Source organism: Dactylosporangium sucinum (assembly GCF_014647515.1).
Classification (GTDB): Bacteria; Actinomycetota; Actinomycetes; order Mycobacteriales; family Micromonosporaceae; genus Dactylosporangium; species Dactylosporangium sucinum.
The window spans coordinates 149,885-162,107 of sequence record NZ_BMPI01000018.1 but is presented as its reverse complement, the minus strand read 5'-3'; the positions used below and the strand labels follow the sequence as shown (position 1 = coordinate 162,107).

The 12,223-nt window shown below is 74.5% G+C and carries 14 protein-coding genes; 9 read left to right on the top strand and 5 right to left on the bottom strand.

What is annotated here, in order from left to right; all coding sequences use genetic code 11:
• Positions 1-382 precede the first annotated feature (382 nt).
• The 3 genes from IEZ31_RS20320 to IEZ31_RS20310 are packed head-to-tail and all read right to left on the bottom strand — an operon-like array spanning position 383 to position 2,118.
• A complete protein-coding gene (locus IEZ31_RS20320) occupies positions 383-991 on the bottom strand; it encodes a response regulator transcription factor (protein ID WP_229835572.1) in 609 nt (202 codons plus the stop codon).
• Between the two features lie 41 nt (positions 992-1,032).
• On the bottom strand, positions 1,033-1,779 hold the full coding sequence (locus IEZ31_RS20315; RefSeq protein ID WP_190251475.1) for a hypothetical protein: 747 nt from the start codon (positions 1,777-1,779) through the stop codon (positions 1,033-1,035).
• Between the two features lie 45 nt (positions 1,780-1,824).
• Positions 1,825-2,118 carry a hypothetical protein gene (locus tag IEZ31_RS20310; protein ID WP_190251474.1) on the bottom strand — a complete coding sequence of 98 codons (294 nt, stop codon included), beginning with the start codon at positions 2,116-2,118 and terminating at the stop codon, positions 1,825-1,827.
• A gap of 103 nt (positions 2,119-2,221) precedes the next feature.
• Here IEZ31_RS20310 and IEZ31_RS20305 point away from each other — a divergent pair, with 103 nt between their 5' ends.
• Entirely contained in the window at positions 2,222-2,794 is a 573-nt protein-coding gene (locus IEZ31_RS20305; RefSeq protein ID WP_190251473.1) for a thymidine kinase, read from the top strand.
• A 6-nt stretch (positions 2,795-2,800) separates the two neighbouring features.
• Here the strand turns inward: IEZ31_RS20305 and IEZ31_RS20300 are convergent, their stop codons facing one another.
• A complete protein-coding gene (locus IEZ31_RS20300; RefSeq protein WP_190251472.1) occupies positions 2,801-4,990 on the bottom strand; it encodes a putative bifunctional diguanylate cyclase/phosphodiesterase in 2,190 nt (729 codons plus the stop codon).
• Positions 4,991-5,099: 109 nt separating this feature from the next.
• Between IEZ31_RS20300 and IEZ31_RS20295 the strand changes: the two genes are divergently transcribed.
• The 3 genes from IEZ31_RS20295 to IEZ31_RS20285 all read left to right on the top strand — a co-directional run bounded on the left by IEZ31_RS20295 (position 5,100) and on the right by IEZ31_RS20285 (position 6,493).
• Complete coding sequence (locus IEZ31_RS20295) at positions 5,100-5,393, top strand: metal-sensitive transcriptional regulator (protein ID WP_190251471.1); 294 nt, start codon at positions 5,100-5,102, stop codon at positions 5,391-5,393.
• A gap of 101 nt (positions 5,394-5,494) precedes the next feature.
• Positions 5,495-5,983, top strand: coding sequence for a hypothetical protein (locus IEZ31_RS20290; RefSeq protein ID WP_190251470.1), 489 nt, complete (start codon positions 5,495-5,497; stop codon positions 5,981-5,983).
• Between the two features lie 33 nt (positions 5,984-6,016).
• On the top strand, positions 6,017-6,493 hold the full coding sequence (locus tag IEZ31_RS20285; RefSeq protein WP_190251469.1) for a macro domain-containing protein: 477 nt from the start codon (positions 6,017-6,019) through the stop codon (positions 6,491-6,493).
• Between the two features lie 455 nt (positions 6,494-6,948).
• Here the strand turns inward: IEZ31_RS20285 and IEZ31_RS20280 are convergent, their stop codons facing one another.
• Positions 6,949-7,383, bottom strand: coding sequence for a DUF1801 domain-containing protein (locus tag IEZ31_RS20280; RefSeq protein WP_190251468.1), 435 nt, complete (start codon positions 7,381-7,383; stop codon positions 6,949-6,951).
• Between the two features lie 87 nt (positions 7,384-7,470).
• Here IEZ31_RS20280 and IEZ31_RS20275 point away from each other — a divergent pair, with 87 nt between their 5' ends.
• The 5 genes from IEZ31_RS20275 to IEZ31_RS20255 all read left to right on the top strand — a co-directional run bounded on the left by IEZ31_RS20275 (position 7,471) and on the right by IEZ31_RS20255 (position 12,172).
• On the top strand, positions 7,471-8,358 hold the full coding sequence (locus IEZ31_RS20275) for a phosphatase PAP2 family protein (protein ID WP_190251467.1): 888 nt from the start codon (positions 7,471-7,473) through the stop codon (positions 8,356-8,358).
• 8 nt (positions 8,359-8,366) lie between these two features.
• Entirely contained in the window at positions 8,367-9,044 is a 678-nt protein-coding gene (locus IEZ31_RS20270; protein WP_190251466.1) for a response regulator transcription factor, read from the top strand.
• Complete coding sequence (locus IEZ31_RS20265) at positions 9,041-10,441, top strand: ATP-binding protein (RefSeq protein WP_190251465.1); 1,401 nt, start codon at positions 9,041-9,043, stop codon at positions 10,439-10,441. The genes IEZ31_RS20270 and IEZ31_RS20265 overlap by 4 nt, the downstream gene beginning before the upstream one ends.
• On the top strand, positions 10,438-10,920 hold the full coding sequence (locus IEZ31_RS20260) for a GerMN domain-containing protein (protein ID WP_190251464.1): 483 nt from the start codon (positions 10,438-10,440) through the stop codon (positions 10,918-10,920). The genes IEZ31_RS20265 and IEZ31_RS20260 overlap by 4 nt, the downstream gene beginning before the upstream one ends.
• Before the next feature lie 103 nt (positions 10,921-11,023).
• Positions 11,024-12,172, top strand: coding sequence for an MFS transporter (locus IEZ31_RS20255; RefSeq protein WP_190251463.1), 1,149 nt, complete (start codon positions 11,024-11,026; stop codon positions 12,170-12,172).
• Positions 12,173-12,223: the final 51 nt, after the last annotated feature.

Genomic DNA, 12,223 nt, shown 5'->3' with positions numbered 1-12,223 from the left:
CGCCGCCCTTGCGATACCGCCGCAGCACCCGCCGCTCGTCGAGCGCGTAGACGTCAGCGTCGCGGCCGCTGGCGAGGAGTGCGGTCATGCGTCCTCCGCTTCGCTCCGGCCGCATGCCTTCAAGACTGAGCCCATGATGCCCGGCCTCCTCCGCTGCGCTCCGGAACCGGTCATCCGTCCTCCGCTTCGCTCCGGCCGCATGCCTTCCAAACAGAGCCCATGACGACCGGCCTCCTCCGCTGCGCTCCGGAACCGGTCATACGTCCTCCGCTTCGCTCCGGCCGCATGCCTTCAAGACTGAGCCCATGACGACCGGCCTCCTCCGCTGCGCTCCGGAACCGGTCATGCCGAGACTGTACGTCCGGGATCGAGGCTGTGACATCTAAAGCCAGCCGTTCTCGTCCGCGAGACGGACCGCCTCGGCGCGGGTGCGGGCGCCGGTCTTGCCGATCGCCGACGACAGATGGTTGCGGACCGTGCCCTCGGACAGGCCCAGCTGGCCGGCGATGTCGGCCACGGTGCCGCCGGTGCGGGCCGCCCGCAGCGCGTCGGCCTCGCGCGGGGTCAGCGGGCTCTCGCCGCTGGCCAGGGTCTCGGCGGCGAGCGCCGGGTCGACGACCCGCAGGCCGGACGCGATCCGCCGGACCGCGTCGGCGAGCTGCCGGGCCGGCGTGTCCTTCACGACGAAGCCGGAGGCGCCGGCGGCCATGGCCCGGCGCAGGTAGCCGGGACGGCCGAAGGTCGTCACCATGAGCACCTTGCAGCCCGGCATGGCCTTGCGCAGCGCCGCGGCGGCGGCGATGCCGTCCATCCCGGGCATCTCGACGTCGAGCAGCGCCACGTCGGGCCGTGCCTCCTTCGCCACGGCCACGACCTCGTCGCCGCGGCCGACCTCGGCCACGACCGTCAGGTCGGCCTCCAGGTCGAGCAGCGCCGCGAGTGCCCCACGCACGAGGGCCTGGTCGTCGGCAATGAGCAGTCGGATGGTCACGGAAGGCATGGTTGCACGCCGCGCGGGCGGCCGCGCGCCCCCTACCGGGCCGGCACCGTGCGCAGCGACGGCGCCGGCGCCTCCGGCCGGATCGCCTTGCGCAGCCGCAGCTGCGCGTCGAAGGCCTCGTCGTCGAGGCTGCGCTTCGCGGCCATGGCGAGGTCGGCGGCCTTGGCGGCCAGCCGCTCGACCTCCGACGCCTCCTGGTACGCGTGGAACTTCCGGTCGCGGATCATCCTGCGCAGCGTGAGCTCCTGCTCGAACGGGTGCGCCGCCGGGTCCCAGCCGTGCCGGCCCATGAGGGCGTCGGCGAGCTGGACCGCCGAGATCTCGCCGCGCTGGTGCGCCTGGTTGACGATCCGCACCAGGTGCCGCCGCCGGATCGCCGGGTCGTCCTCGACCAGCGGGAACGCGTTGGCCTGGCGCAGCCGGCGCACGCCCGCCTCGGTCTCCTCGAAGGCCCGCCAGGCCGCCTCCTGGGTGCGCTGGGCGGCCTCCCACTCGCCCCGCCGGCGCTCGGCCATGACGGTCGCGCGACCGGCGGCGACGGCCACCTCCTCGGTGTACCGCTCCAGCTCCGCGATCGCGGCCGCGCTCCGCTCGGCCCTGGCCTGGCGTTCCTTGGCCGCCTCGGGGTCGCGCACGGCCTTGCGCAGCCGCGCCCACCAGGACGGACCGCCGCTGCCGCGGCGCGACAGGAAGGTCAGGATCGCGAACGTGATCAGGACGGCGGCGAGCAGCGCGAGCCAGATGGCCAGCGCCTGGCCCATTCCCTGGGAGAAGTCCATGGCAGCACCTTCGAGGGGGGTCGAACCGGAGGGGGAACTCGTCGACTACGCCGAGGTGCGGGGTGGTGCGCGACCGGCGACGGCGCCGACCGGGCGCCCGCCGGGAATGAGCTGCTCATGATGCACGGGAACGGGCCGCGGCGGGACCTCCTCGACCGCCGGTTCCGCGACCGGCAGCTCCACAGTGGACCGGTGGCCGAGGACGACCCGGACCGGGATGGGCTCCACTGTGGACGGCAGCGCGGGCGTGAACCCGGCGCCGAGGATCAGGGCACAGATCGCGAGCGCCAACCGTCGCGCGCCACGCCGCAGGGGGCTGCGTGGCGAAACGAGGGGCATGCCTCCAACATGCCCCGTCCGGGCCAAGGTCGCAACCGGGGGCGGCACAGCGTGAGATGTCACACGGCTGAACGCACGGCGTCGAGGCGGTAGCGTGTCGCCCGTGGATCTGACCGTCATCCTGGGCCCGATGAAGAGCGGCAAGTCGCTGGAGCTGGTGAGCCTGCTGTCGCCGCTGCAGTACACCGACGCGCGCCACCGCGTGTTCCAGAGCGCCCGGCACGTCCGCGACGCCGGGGTCATGTCGCGCAGCGGCGCCGCCCTCGCCACGGTCAAGACCACGTCGCTGGCCACCGCCCTCGACGAGGAGCTCGACGTGGTCGGCATCGACGAGGTGCACATGTTCGCGCTCGCCGACATGGAGGTGGTGCGCCTGCTGCTCGCCCGGGGCACCCGTGTCGTCGCGGCCGGCATCGACCTCGATCACCGCGGGGAGCTGTTCGCGCCGGTGCGCGCGCTGCTGGAGCTCGGCCCGGCCAGCGTCACGTACCGCCGGGCGGTCTGCGACCGCTGCCGCGGCTTCAGCGCCGTGTACACCCAGGTCCTGGAGCACGGCGAGCCGTTCCTGCGCGAGCTGGCCCCGTCGACCGCCCTGCCCGACGACGGCACCTACACGTACGAGGCCCGCTGCCGCGCCTGCGTCGCCCTCCCCCGCCCGCTCGCCGTCCCGCGTTGATCCGGGTCAGGCGGCCGCGGGCGCCAGGGCGAACTCGGGCTGGGCGACCGGGCGGCCGAAGTGGTACCCCTGCGCGAAGCGGTAACCGAGGCGGTACAGCTCCTGGGCCTGCTCGGCGGTCTCGACGCCCTCGGCGATCGCCTCCAGGTTCAGGCCGTCGCTGACGTTGATCAGTGCGGTGGCGATCACCGAGTGGCGGCCGGCCATCGTGATGTTGTCGACGAAGGACTTGTCGACCTTGAGGATGTCGACCGGGCAGGTCTGCAGCAGGCCCAGCGACGAGTGACCGGTGCCGAAGTCGTCGAGCGCGATGCGCACGCCGAGCGCGTGGACGGCGTCGAGCGCCTCGATCGCGCGGCCGCCGCCGAAGACCGCCGTCTCGGTCACCTCGATCGCGAGGCGCTCGGCGGGGAGGCCGGTCGCCGCCAGTACCGCCGCGACCACCTCGGCGAAGTCGGGCTCGGCCAGCTGCCGGGCCGACACGTTCACGCTCACCTTGCCCGGCGCCGCGTCGCCGAGGGTGGCGAGCCAGGTCGCCGCCTGGGAGCACGCCTCCAGCAGGATCCACGCGCCGAGCTCGACGATCTGGCCGTTGCGCTCGGCGACCGGGATGAACTCCGCGGGGCTCATGAAGCCCAGGGTCGGGTGGTGCCAGCGGATCAGGGCCTCGACGCCGGCCAGGCGCCCGTGCGGCAGGGCGACGATGGGCTGGTACACGAGCTGGAACTGACCCCGGTCGAGCGCCTCGCGCAGCTGCGCGCCCAGCCGGGCGTGCTCGGCGGCGCGCTGGTCCAGCTCGGGCCGGAAGCGCTCCTGGTGGCCGCTGCTCTCCTTGGCCGCGTACATCGCGACGTCGGCGCGGCGCAGCACCTCGAACGGGTCGCGGGTGCCGGCGGCGTCGGCGACGCCGATGCTCGCCTGGACGAGCAGGTGGTGCTCGCCGGCGTAGACGGGCTGCTCCAGGGCCGCGGCCAGCTCGGTGACCAGGGCGTCGGCCGTGGCCGGGCCGGTGCCGGGCATGAGGACGGCGAACTCGTCGCCGCCGAGCCGGACCACCACGTCGCCGGGGCGCAGGACCCCGCCGAGGCGCTTGCCGACGGCCACCAGCAGCTGGTCGCCGACGGCGTGACCGAGGCCGTCGTTGATTCGCTTGAAGTCGTCGAGGTCGATGAAGGCGACCTGCAGCTCGGCGCCCGCGTCGAGCTCGTCGCGGATCAGCTCCTCCAGCAGGCGGCGATTCGGCAGGCCGGTGAGGTCGTCGCGCATGGCCAGCTCGCTGAGCTGGTCGGCCTGCGTCTGGACCTGGCCGACCAGGCCGGCCATCCGGACCACGACCAGGACGAACAGGACGACGGCGACGACACCGATGGCGAGCCAGTCGATGGCGGCGCCGGCGGCGCCCTGCACGAGCAGGAGCGCCGGGGCGATGAGGGAGCTGACCGCCAGTACCGCCAGACGCCACCGGGTCAGGCCCGACACCGCGTCGGCCTCGGTCTCCCCCACCGAGCGCATCGACGGGTGCAGCGCGGCGGCGCCGAGGCAGAGGCCCGCCAGCAGCCAGCCGACGTGCGCGACGGCGCGCGGGTCGCTCAGGCGGTACGCGAGCACCGAGGTCGCGGCGTCGGCCACGACCATGAGCACGACCGCGGCGACCACCAGCCGCAGGCTCCGCGTGCGGGCCGCCCGGGCGCCGAGCAGCCGGGCGAGCAGCACCATGAGCAGCACGTTCGCCGCCGGGTAGGCGATCATGAACATCCGCCGCGGCGCGCTGCCGTCCTCGAAGCGGGCGACGGGCAGCACGACGAAGACGAAGAACAGCAGGCCGGCGCCGGCGCCGATGATGCAGGCGTCGATGACGCCCTTCTGCGAGCGCACCAGCCGCCACAGGCCCACGGCGATCAGGGCGTGCGCGACCAGCAGGAACGCGTCGGCCGGGGACGGGAAGGCATGGCGGTGGTCCAGCACCCGCACGCTGATGTCGTGCACGACGCGGCCGCCAACCCAGACGCCCAGGCCGGCCGCCAGCCAGTACCACACGGAAGGCCGCCCGGGCGCGTTGCGGCGCACCCCGAACAGCACGGCGAGGATCATGACCAGGCCGGCGACCTCGTACAGGAGCGCGGTGCCCAGGGCGTGCCGCGGTAGCACCGGGTAGGCGGCCACCAGCAGGCCACCGACCAACCACCAGGCGCGCATTCCCACGGGTACGTTATCGGCAGCGGCCCGGTCCGGGTTGAGCGTTGTGGCCCCGGCGGGGACTTGATACCCCCTGGGGGTTTATGGTATCGGCGGTATGCTGGACGACATGACGACCGCCACGCCGCGCGGGTACACCGCCACGAAGGACCAGCTGCAGAGCCGCCTCAAGCGTATCGAGGGGCAGGTGCGCGGGGTGGAGAAGATGGTCGAGGAGGACCGGTACTGCATCGACGTGCTGACCCAGATCAGCGCGATCCAGGCGGCCCTCGACAAGGTCGCCCTCGGCCTGCTCGACGACCACGCCCGGCACTGCATGCGGCACGGCGCCGAGGAGGGCAAGGCCGACGAGATGACCGGCGAGATGATGGCCGCCGTGGGCCGGCTGCTGCGCCGCGGCTGATCGTCCGGATCAGCACACGCTTCCGGCACGGGCGACGGTGTGGGATACATGTCCTGCGAAGCCGGCCGGCGCGCGGGCGGTGTGAGGTTCGGGAGGCCAGGTTGGACCTGCACGGGATCCGGCAGACGGACGGCTTCACCTGCGGTCCCACGGTGGCGATGGTGGCCTCCGCCACGCTCGACCCGGCGTACCTGGGGACGATCGCCGACCCGGCGGCCGAGCAGCACCGCATCCACCGCGCGGCCAACGTGCTCTGGCCCCGCAAGCTGGGCACGACCCCGTGGGGCGTGACCGCGGTGATCAACCGCCACGCCGCCGCGCTGGACACCCGCTACCGCTGGCGCTTCCTGCGCGACGACCTCGCCGACGTCATCGCCGCCGTCGAGTCGGACTGGCCGGTGCCGCTGCTGGTCGGCCGGATCGTCCCCCGCCACTGGGTGCTCATCGTCGGCCACGCGGACGGCGTGCTGTCCTGCTACAACCCCGGCCCGGGCCGCGTGGTCGAGGTCCCGGTCGCCGACCTGCGCGCCCGCCAGCTGTCCGGGGTGGGCTTCCCCCGCCCGTTCGCGGTGGTGCTTCCTGCGGCGTGAGATTTTGTCGTACCTCGGTGAGATGCTTCGGGCGTGACTGAGGTGGCGTATGTGCGGGGGGACGCGACCAGCCCCCAGGCGGCCGGCCCGAAGATCATCGCCCACGTCTGCAACGACCTGGGCGGCTGGGGCAAGGGCTTCGTGGTGGCGATCTCGCGCCGCTGGCCGGAGCCCGAGCGGGACTACCGCGACTGGCACCGGCACCGCGCTTCGAACGACTTCGGCTTGGGCGCGGTGCGGGTCGTCCAGGTGCGGCGGGACATCTGGGTGGCGAACATGGTCGGCCAGCACGGGCTGAAGACCGGCTCGTCGGGGCCGCCGATCCGGTATGAGGCGGTGTCGGAGTGCCTGGGGCGCCTGGCGGCGGAGGCGGCGGCGTTGGGGGCGTCGGTGCACATGCCGCGGATCGGGTGCGGGCTGGCCGGGGGGCGCTGGGAGCGGATCGAGCCGCTGATCGCGGCGCAGCTCACTGAGCGGGGGATCCCGGTCACGGTCTACGACTTCGACTAGCGCGGCGCAGCCGCAGGGCGCGGCGCAGCCTGCGGGCCGGTCGTCGGCGTCGGCTGCCCGGCCACTGCGGTGTGCGCCGCTCGACCGTCGGCCGGGCACCCGCAGCGGTTGCCGGGCACGACAGCGCCCAGACACCGCGCCCGTGCGCTGGTTGCTGCGGCGTGCGTTGCCCAACCACGCCCGGCCACGCCCGGCCACGCTCAACCACGAGCCCGACCGTCCGCTGCCCGGTCCGCCGCCAGCGCCGTTCGGCCGGGGTCATCGGCGAGCCGAAGCCGCCGCTGGCCTCGGCCTCGGGGCCGGGTGCTTGCCGGCAACCGGGCCCAACAAGCCGGGCACTTCGGGCAAAGACTTCCGTTCACTGCTCGCCGAGCCGTCGGCCCGGGGGATCAGGCGTGGGGCCGTTCATGATCGCGGACGTTTCTGTGTCGAAAACGAACCAGAAACGTCCGTGATCATGAAGCGGGCGGCGTGGAGTCAGGGGTCTCCGTCGTGGTGGGACGTTGTTTGAGCTTGCGCCAGCCGCCCGCTCGGTTGTCGGCGATGATCTGGCGGAACATGGCCAGCAGCGGCGCGGCCGGGACCGGCTCGCCCTGCCGCACGGCCACCGTGCGGGCGGTCTGGTTGTCGTGGCCGCCGGTGATGATGCCCTGCGGGTCGGGGACGATGCCGCCGTCGTAGAGGAAGACGTTCACGTGGGTCTTGGCGGCCAGCAGGGCGCAGATGTTGCCGTTCAGCACGAAGTAGGGCTGGACGGTGCGCTTGACGGTCTCGACGACCTCCGGGTCGGCGGCGTGGGCCAGGTCGCGGACCTCGCGGCAGACGGTCCGTTGCCACTCGGGGAGGGCGTCGATGTACGCGTCGACCCGGGGATCCACGACATATGCCATGCACCCATGCGTACCACGACCGGGCTGTGACACAACGATGACATTGCGCGGACCCGGCGAGGATATCCGGCGGCGAGCATCGTGCTGATGTATCGGGGGTTGCCCGGCTCGTCCGGGCAGACGAGCGCCACCGGGCGGATGTGCGCCGCCGGTGGCGCGTTGCTGGCCGCGGGGCTCGTGGTGTACGTGCTCATGGTCGGGACCCGCAGCGGGCAGCGGCTCGACCTGTGGCTGCTGCCCCGGTCCGGGAGCTGGGGCGGGTACGAGCAGCAGACCGCGCTGCTCGGGCCCGCGCGGCAGGTGCTGGCGCTCGCCGGGAACCCGGTGCTGCTCGCCGTCGTGCTCGGGGTCGTCCTGCTGGGCGGGGTGCTCGGCGGGCGGGTCCGGGAGGCCGTGGCCGCCGGTGGGGTGGTCGCCGTGACCCTGGGGGTGGCGGGTGCCGCCAAGGAGGTACTGCCGCGGGCCGACTTCGGCGTCAGCGGGTCCATCACGCACAACAGCTTTCCCAGCGGTCACGTCGCCGTCGCGATGGCCGTGGTGGTGGCGGCGCTGCTCGTCGTGCCGGCGCGGGGCCGATGGCTGGTCGCGGTGCCGGGGGCGGCCGGGGTCTGCGTCGTCGCCGGGGCCACGATGGTCGCCGGCTGGCACCGGCTCAGCGACGTGGCCGGGAGCGTGGCGCTGGCCGGGGCGGCGTACTGCTTCGGGGCCGCTCTCGCCGGGGTCCGCGGGGAGGTCGCCCCGCTCGGGGTCGCCGGGGCGGTCGGCGGGCTCGGCGGGGTCGCGGCCCTGCTGGTCGCGTGCGCGGTGACGCCGGGGATGCCGGGCGGCTGGCCGGTCGCCGTGGCGGCGGCGAGCGGGGTCGTGGGGCTGGTCGTCGTCCTGCTGCTCGCCCTCACCCGGCCGGGTGTCGTTGCGGCCGGGCGCGCCGGCGGCCGGGTGGCGGTCGGCGCCGGGCTGGGGACCGGCGAGCGATAGTAGGTGCCATGCCCCGAGTGCTGCTGATCGAGGATCACCCGACGGTCCGTGACGGCCTGCGGCTGGCGTTGAGCCGGCAGGGGCACACCGTCGACGCGGTCGAGAGCGGAGAACAGGGGCTCGAGCGGCTGCGCAGCGCGCCGGCCGACGTCGTCGTGCTCGACCTCATGCTGCCCGGCATGGACGGGTTCGAGGTCACCCGGCGGATCCGGGCCGGTGGCGACCTGCCGATCATCGTGCTGACCGCGCGCAACGACGACATGGACGTGGTCGCGGGGCTGGAGGCCGGGGCCGACGACTACGTCGTGAAGCCCGTGCAGGCGCGCGTGCTGGAGGCGCGGATCCGGGCCGTGCTGCGGCGCGGGGGCGGGCGGCCGGTGGGTGCGGCCGAGCGGTACGGCGACCTCACCATCGACCGGGGGTCGCTCGTCGTCAGCAAGGGGGACACGCCCGTCGGGCTGGCGCCCACCGAGCTGCGGCTGCTGCTGGAGCTGTCCGGCGCGCCCGGGCGGGTGTTCAGCCGCCAGCAGCTGCTGGAGGCGGTGTGGGAGCACGGGTACCTCGGCGACTCGCGGCTCGTCGACGCCTGCGTGCAGCGGCTGCGGGCCAAGATCGAGGAGGAGCCCGCCAACCCGGTGTTCGTGCAGACCGTGCGGGGGTTCGGCTATCGCTTCGGGCCGCTGTGAACCGGCTCGGGTTACGGGTCCGGCTGCTGCTGGCGTTCGCCGCGCTCGGCGCCGTCACGACCGCGCTGGTGGCCGGCGGCGGCTACGTGCAGGCGCGGACCGTGATCCTCCAGCAGGCGCAGGATGCCGCGGTACTGTCGCTGATCGACCGGATCACGAACCTGTTCGCCAGCCGCGGGCTGCCGGCGGGGCAGCACGAGCTGGACGAGGTCGCCGCGCTGCTGTCCGACCGCAACGACACGACGATCGTCGCGTACCAGGAGCGCACGTCGTCCGGCCGCATCACGCTCGACATGCTGCCGGCGCGGCTGCGCGCGCACGTAAGCGCCGGCCGCGTCGTGTGGCAGCGGGTCAGCTGGGAGGGCCGGCCCGGGCTGGTGATCGGCACCCAGCTGACCGTCGCGCGGCCGGACGCGGCCGTCGAGCCGACCGGGCTGGAGATCTACCAGGTCCACAGCCTCGCCGCCGAGCAGCAGAGCATCGACCGGCTGGCCACCATGGCCTGGCTGACCGGCGGGTGCTCGGTCGCCCTGGCGGTGCTGCTCGCGCTGTTCGCGGCCCGCGGGGTGCTGCGGCCGGTGCGCGAGCTCGGCACGGCCGCGCGGCGGCTCGGCGAGGGCGACCTGACGACCCGGCTCACCGTGCGCGGCGCCGACGAGCTGGCCGACCTGGCGCGGACGTTCAACACGACCGCCGGGACGCTGGAGCGGTACGTCGGTGACCTGCGCCGCATGGAGTCCGACGCCCGCCGGTTCGTCGCCGACGTCTCGCACGAGCTGCGCACGCCGCTCGCCGCGATGGCGGCCGTCACCGACGTGCTCGACGAGGAGGCGCCGCACCTGACCGGCGACGCCGGCAAGGCGGCCCGGCTGGTCAGCCAGGAGACGCAGAGCCTCACCCGGCTGGTGAACGACCTCATCGAGGTCAGCCGGTTCGACTCCGGTACCGCCGCGCTCGCCCTCGACCGGGTGGACGTGGCCGCCGCGGTGACCGCCACGCTGCGGGCCCGCGGCTGGTCCGGCCGGGTGGCCGCCGACCTGCCGCCCGGCATCCAGGCCCGGCTCGACCCGCGCCGGCTCGACGTCATCCTGGCCAACCTGGTCGGCAACGCCCTGCACCACGGCGCCGAGCCGGTCGCGGTGCGGCTGCGGGCCGAGCCGGCCGAGCTGACGCTGGAGGTGACCGACCACGGCCCGGGCCTCGACCCGGACGTGCTGCCGCACGTGTTCGACCGCTTCTACAAGGCGGACACCGCCCGCGCCCGGTCCACCGGCAGCGGGCTCGGCCTGGCCATCGCGTGGGAGAACGCCCGGCTGCACCGCGGCACGCTGGTCGCCGGCAACGCGCCGCACGGCGGGGCGGTCTTCACGCTGCGCCTGCCCCGGAGCGAGCCGTGAGCCGCGGGGCACGAGCCGCGACGGTCGCCGCGTTGCTCGCCCTCGCCGGCTGCGGCGTGCGCCCCAGCGGCGTCATCACCGGCGGCCCCGCGCCGCAGGCGTCCGGCGGCTGGGTCCGGCTGTACCTGGTGCGCGACCGGACCCTGACCCCGGTGCTGCGCCGCTCCGACCCGCACACCCGCCCCACCGGGACGCTGGAGCTGCTGCTCGCCGGGCCGGCCGGGGACGAGCGGGCGGACGGCTACACCACCGAGGTACCGCCGGATCTCGGGCTCGTCGAGGTGCAGGTCGGCGAGCTGACCGCGACAGTGACCGTGGCCGGCGACCCGGTCGCGCTGTCCGCCACGGCCGCCGGCCAGATCACGTGCACGGTGGTCGACGCCGTCACCACCGACTCGCAGGTCCGGCCCCGGTTCACGGTCACCCTGACCGGTCCGGCACGGTCCCGCGGGCCCGAACGGTGTCCGCGATACGGCTGACGGCGCGCGGCGTCGCTCGATCCACCTGTGCAAAGCTGCCAACGCGATGTCCGCACCCCCGCCCGCGCCGTGACACAGCCGGGTCACGACTCGTGAGGACCTGATGGCCCCGGTTGTACCGCCACGCCGCGCGTGGACGACCCTCGGCGTGCTCGCGCTCGCCGCGTTCGCGTTCGTCACCACGGAGCTGCTGCCGATCGGCCTGCTGACCCTGATGGCGCCCGACCTCGACCGGTCGCGGTCGCAGATCGGGGTGCTCGTCAGCGGGTACGCCGTCGTGGTCGTCCTCGCGTCCGTGCCGCTGACCCGGCTGACCCGGCGGATTCCCCGCCGCGAGCTGCTCACCGGCACCCTCGTGCTGTTCGCCGTCGCGAACGGCGTCGCCGCGGCCGCCCCGTCCTACGCGGTCCTGGCCGGGTCGCGGCTCGCCACCGCGCTGGCGCAGGCGCTCTTCTGGTCGATCGTCTCGCCGGCGGTGTCCGGCCTGTTCCCGGTCGCCGTGCGCGGCCGGGTCGTCGCGCTGTTCTCCACCGGCGCGGCGCTCGCCCCGGTCCTCGGCGTGCCGCTCGGCACCTGGATCGGCCAGCAGGCCGGCTGGCGGACCGCGTTCGGGGTGCTCGCCGGCCTCGGGCTGGCGACCGCGGTGGCGGCGGCCGCGCTCGTCCCGGCCTACCGCCCGGACGACGGCGGCGCCGCCCTCGGTACCGCACCCAGCCGCCGCCACTTCAACGTCCTGCTGGCGACGACGGCGCTCGGCATCACCGGCTTCCTGACCCTGAACACGTACGTGACGCCGTTCCTGCTCGACGTCAGCGGCTTCACCGACGCCGCCCTCGCCCCGCTGCTGTTCGTCTCCGGCGCCGCCGGCGTGGCCGGCACGATCGCGATCGCCCGCACGCTCGACACCCACCCGATCGGCTCGCTGCTGGCGCCGCTGGGCGTCGGCACCGTCGCCCTGCTGGGCCTGGCCGCCCTGGGCACCGTGCAGGCGGTCGCCGTGCTGTGCCTGGCCGCGATCGGCGCGATCTACGCGTCGTTCGCCACGGCCGTCCAGAGCCGCATGCTCCAGGTGGCCCCGGGCAGCACCGACCTGGCGTCGGCGGGCGTCAGCACGGCCTTCAACGTGGGCATCGCGGCGGGCTCGCTGATCGGCAGCGTCATGCTCCAGCCGTGGGGCGCCCAGTCTCTCGCGCTGACGGGCGCCGTGCTCACGCTGCTGGCGCTCGGCCTGACGGCCGCCGCCGGACGCTGACCGAGCCGGCGGACCGGGTCGGCCTGACCCTCGCCAACCTGTCGGTGCCGA

What these genes read in the sequence shown, in the direction of transcription:
- IEZ31_RS20315 (WP_190251475.1), bottom strand. Translation starts at nt 1,779, where the DNA reads ATGGACTTCTCCCAGGGAATGGGCCAGGCGCTGGCCATCTGGCTCGCG.
- IEZ31_RS20310 (WP_190251474.1), bottom strand. Translation starts at nt 2,118, where the DNA reads ATGCCCCTCGTTTCGCCACGCAGCCCCCTGCGGCGTGGCGCGCGACGG.
- IEZ31_RS20300 (WP_190251472.1), bottom strand. Translation starts at nt 4,990, where the DNA reads ATGCGCGCCTGGTGGTTGGTCGGTGGCCTGCTGGTGGCCGCCTACCCG.
- IEZ31_RS20295 (WP_190251471.1), top strand. Translation starts at nt 5,100, where the DNA reads ATGACGACCGCCACGCCGCGCGGGTACACCGCCACGAAGGACCAGCTG.
- IEZ31_RS20280 (WP_190251468.1), bottom strand. Translation starts at nt 7,383, where the DNA reads ATGGCATATGTCGTGGATCCCCGGGTCGACGCGTACATCGACGCCCTC.
- IEZ31_RS20275 (WP_190251467.1), top strand. Translation starts at nt 7,471, where the DNA reads ATGTATCGGGGGTTGCCCGGCTCGTCCGGGCAGACGAGCGCCACCGGG.
- IEZ31_RS20270 (WP_190251466.1), top strand. Translation starts at nt 8,367, where the DNA reads ATGCCCCGAGTGCTGCTGATCGAGGATCACCCGACGGTCCGTGACGGC.
- IEZ31_RS20255 (WP_190251463.1), top strand. Translation starts at nt 11,024, where the DNA reads ATGGCCCCGGTTGTACCGCCACGCCGCGCGTGGACGACCCTCGGCGTG.